Below are 4,344 nucleotides of genomic sequence, written 5' to 3' on the forward strand. Positions count from 1 at the left end.
AACTGAAGAATCATAATCTCTCTCTAATATAGGAATTATACCTCTATTCTTACCATCTTTATCTACCTTACCAAGGCTCTCTGCAATAAGTTGTTCAATCCAAGCACCCATTGTCTTTAGCTCGATAGGTAAGACCACTCTCATATAAGGTCTATTCTCTTCTTCCATCTTAACTAAAAATAGTCCCAAATTATACTTCTCATCAGACTCTAATGTTTGCTTTGCAGACTCTAATATCTTCCCTACATCATAGCCTGCAAGTGCAGCAGGAAGCATCCCTATAACAGAGAAGAACGTAAATCTTCCGCCAACATTTTCAGGATGCTGGAATATATTCTCTTCACTGACATTGTTATCTTTAAGAAATTTAGTTAAAGCGCTCTCCTTAGAAAGAGTTGTAATAGCTATAAAATGTTTTTGAGGGTCTAAGTTCTCTTTTTTTATCCAGCTATATGCAATCCTTGTTAAAGCCATAGTCTCTGTTGTATTACCTGATTTACTTATTGATATAAATAGAGACTCTTTTAACTCAATACTCTCTTTAATCTCAGATATTGCATCATCATCTAGATTCTCCATAACATGAATCTGAACATAACCATCTTGAGTTCCTAAAACTCCTCTTATAAGATCTGCCGGCCGAGAAGATCCACCCATACCAACAACTATAATATGCTTATATTGACCCTTATGCTTATCTTTAAACTCTATGATTTTAGATAACAACCCCTGACATTCATCGATCGGCAAGGTAAGCCAGTTGATATCTCGTGTCGGATTATTCACCCAGAGACCTAAATCTGGACTTATAGGAAACTTCTCTTTTATAGTCTGCATATCTACCCTCATAGATTTAATTATTAAAATTCTTTGATAAAAACCGCTAACGAAAAATAAGATACCACAGATATGGTTAATAGAGAAAGGAAAAATACTTACTACAAATAAACTGCTTATAGTAAATTACAAAACACCTTGAAGTCTCTCACTAACAGCTGCTCTATCAAGAATAATAGTAGCATTAGGATGTAAACGGATATAGGAAATAGGAACGCTTGGGGTAATATTCCCTAAAAGAGCTCTTTCAATTATTTCTTTTTTATTATTTGAGTTATTGCTTCCGGTCTCACCTGAAGCAAGCAAGAAAACTTCCGCTGTCTCTTGGATAAGTCTTAAAGTCGGAGTAAAAGCACGGCTAAAGAAGATACCTTTATCACCTAAAGTATAATCTTCTAAATCAACAATATCAACTGATCTATCTGAAGCAAGAACATCGGAATCCGGTTCATTTAATGCTAAAGCTCCATTTTCACCTAACCCTAAAAATACTAAATCTATTCCGCCTTCTAACTCTTCGTTGACCCTATCTAATTCTGCATCAATATCCTTTGCTCTTCCATCTATCGAAATAAAATCTTTAAATCCTAAAGGCTCTATTAGTTTCTTTTGTAGTTCATCTCGTAACATATTAGATCCAATATACTCATCTAATTGTACTAATATTACATTACTCCATATTGGATCATCACTGTATTCCTCCGCCAAAATCTCATAGATCCTATCATATGTCCTACCCCCAGGAAGCCTTATGCTGGCTTCTCCTTTCTCTTTAACTATCTCTCTTAATCGGTTCATAAGTAGATCTATAGCCACACGAGACATCTCTTCCATATCTTCTGTCACAGTAATAAAATCTTTATTGAGAGCTACATTTTGAAGTTTCTCTAAAACAAAGACTCCCAAAGGAGATCTCTGAGAGAAAGATTCATCAACTACATCTAAATATGTACTGCTCTCTACATTAAAACCTGCCTCTTGAAAAATATTTTCCCAGCTTTCGATAGTTTGAAAGTTATAAGGAAGAGGAGTATTCTCATGCTTTAAACTAAAATAATTACCGTACCAATCTAAAAACTTGGTTACCGCCATCTTCTGCTCAAGACTCAATTTTAAGAATCTATCTGTCAATTCCGCATTAAATTTACCTTCTGGCTTAAAATCTTCTGACTCAGGAAATGTATCTTCTAAGATAACCCATCTTCCTCCGGGTTTAAGCACACGATAGACCTCTTTTATTATTGCATCTCTAATATCAGTTGACATATGGTGCAAAACTGCTGTTGCTACTACAGCATCTACACTGCTGCTTTCAATTTCATTTGGAAGTTTTCTCTCATCTTCTTGCAGGATAAAGCTAACTCTCTCTCTATCTTCGCTATCAACAACTCTCTCTCCAGTATAATCATTAATATCCACTCCGATTATCTCACGAACCTCTTTACCGAAATTCTTATCCATCTCATAAGCCAATCTATTATCACCTGCTCCTAGATCAACTATCCTAGCACCCCAACTATCGTTATGAGCCATCAATAGGCCTAGTTGTATCTTAACCTTTGTGCCTTTACGATATTCTACTAAGGCTTCTCTAATAACATTGCCAGCGCTCCAGGGCTTTCCTATCTTTTCCCAGACTCCTTCGGCTGCTTCTTTATCATTAACTTCCCTTTCAATTAATCCACCTAATATTCTATTTACTAAAACCTCTACCACACCTTTACTAAAATCATGTTTACTATAATAAAAAACTATAGTATCACGCACAAAATCTCTAACTTCTTCATTTTCTAACTCCTGAACAACAGAGTATTCTAAGCGAGCTCTACGGTAGGTATAAACCTGATTTTCTAAGAGATTAATTTCCTGTTCAACTGAAGTAATAGCTATAATTGCAACAATTACAACTATAATAGTCTTTGCTATTTTGCAACAATGGTATTTAAGTAGATTTGAAAAAATATTTTTAAATGACAAAAAGAAAGTACGCAAAAATGTCAAATCAGCTATATCTGCCCATTTTGACATTACCCCCCCCCTACTTTGAAAAGATTCTATTTTGCTTTATATGCTTTCATCTTAATAAATCCTGGTCTTCCGTTAATATTTTTACCCCAATACTCATTAATGCATATTTTACATCAATAAAGAACTTCTCAATTGCACTTATGCTATCATCAACGCTGCCTTCTATCTCAATTCTTACTGATAATCTTCCTTCTGCACCAAGAGCTTCTTGAGTTCCTAAAGCCTGTAACGCATTCTGCATCCCAGTGGTAAACTCAGGAATCTTATCTCCTGGTATTATTTGACTTCCAGGATCTGTAGGAACTATAAATGTAAAGAACCCTCTATCATGACCCTGCATAAAATACTGCCTATAAGAATGCTCATAAGGAGGGCCTATTTCAAGAAGATCCTGCATACCAATCTGTCTTAAAGCAGCTCTGGCAGCTTCCCAGACACCAGCTCTATCAGGAGTCTCTACCGCATAAGGCAAAATAGCGCCGTATGTTTTACCTGCCTTCTGGTTTGCATAGATCAATGTTAAAGCATATATTTCAGCCGGAGCAAGATCTGCTATTACTAAACCTCTATCTGAGACAAATTGCGTAAAATCACCTCCTTTTAATTCCATAAAAAGCCCATAATCTAAGAAGACCCCTTCGGCTATCTCAACACGGTAACCCGAAGATTCCTCCTTTTTTTTGTTTAAGATCTTAAAATATTCTTCCTGTGTAATCGCAGAAACCAATATTCTCTCTTCTTCAGTTAAAGTTACTTCGCTACTAATTGTGATTCCTGCTTCTTCAGCTCTCTTTTCTACGTTCTGCTGTAATCCTGGAATAAAAACTTTTACTTTTTCCCCATCTTCGTTAACTTCTCCTGTTTCTTTCTCAAATCCATATTTTAAGTAGTGTAACATATTTTGGACACTTTGAGATTAAAAGTTCTTTGAAAAGGATAAAGAGACGGCATACCCTTTAGATAACAAACATTAACAGTCCACTATATGTGGACAGGAGGGTATGCCATGAATAGGCCGGTTAACTTCTCAAAGGATAATTTAGCAATTCAGTGGAAGTATGTAAAGAGGAATTTTAGGGATATGGGGATCTTGAGTGAGTATGCTGAAGGGTTCCAAAAGAGAGCACATAAAGCAGTAGAAGAGCTTATTCAGGGTGATATCTATCAGGAATTTACAGAACAGATAAGAGCAGCCAAATATGAAAGAAATGATAGAAGAGAAGATAATCGTAAAGGAGAGTATGAGAGGTTCTTAACTACAACATTCGGCTGTTCAAGAATAAAAATACCCAGGACACGGAATGGAACAAAGATAAGATACTCATTATTTGAGAAATACCAAAGAAGACAGAAGAAGTTTGATCAGATGGTAGTAATGTCTATGATACTTGGATTTTCAACACGGAAACAGCATAAGTTCTTCAAAGAGTTTATAGGAGATGCTGTAAGCCATGGAACAGCATCAAGATTAATGAAGAT

General features: G+C 35.7%; 4 protein-coding genes. 1 reads left to right on the forward strand and 3 read right to left on the reverse strand.

From position 1 onward, the window contains the following. The 3 genes from P9L98_05475 to P9L98_05485 form a co-directional block, all read right to left on the reverse strand. The coding region (locus P9L98_05475; GenBank protein MDP8216748.1) for a hypothetical protein at positions 1-837 on the reverse strand (837 nt) is incomplete at its 3' end. Between the two features lie 126 nt (positions 838-963). Continuing rightward, positions 964-2,865: a methyltransferase domain-containing protein gene (locus P9L98_05480; protein ID MDP8216749.1), complete on the reverse strand. Its 1,902-nt coding sequence runs from the start codon at positions 2,863-2,865 to the stop codon at positions 964-966. A gap of 46 nt (positions 2,866-2,911) precedes the next feature. Beyond that, positions 2,912-3,763, reverse strand: coding sequence for a hypothetical protein (locus P9L98_05485; GenBank protein ID MDP8216750.1), 852 nt, complete (start codon positions 3,761-3,763; stop codon positions 2,912-2,914). A gap of 108 nt (positions 3,764-3,871) precedes the next feature. Between P9L98_05485 and P9L98_05490 the strand changes: the two genes are divergently transcribed. Continuing rightward, positions 3,872-4,344: transposase (locus P9L98_05490; GenBank protein MDP8216751.1), on the forward strand; the 473-nt coding region annotated here is incomplete at its 3' end.

It is taken from the genome of Candidatus Kaelpia imicola (assembly GCA_030765505.1).
Lineage (GTDB): Bacteria > Omnitrophota > Gorgyraeia > Kaelpiales > Kaelpiaceae > Kaelpia > Kaelpia imicola.

Coding starts and splice junctions, on each gene's coding strand:
- P9L98_05485 (MDP8216750.1), bottom strand. CDS start 3,763: ATGTTACACTACTTAAAATATGGATTTGAGAAAGAAACAGGAGAAGTT.
- P9L98_05480 (MDP8216749.1), bottom strand. CDS start 2,865: ATGTCAAAATGGGCAGATATAGCTGATTTGACATTTTTGCGTACTTTC.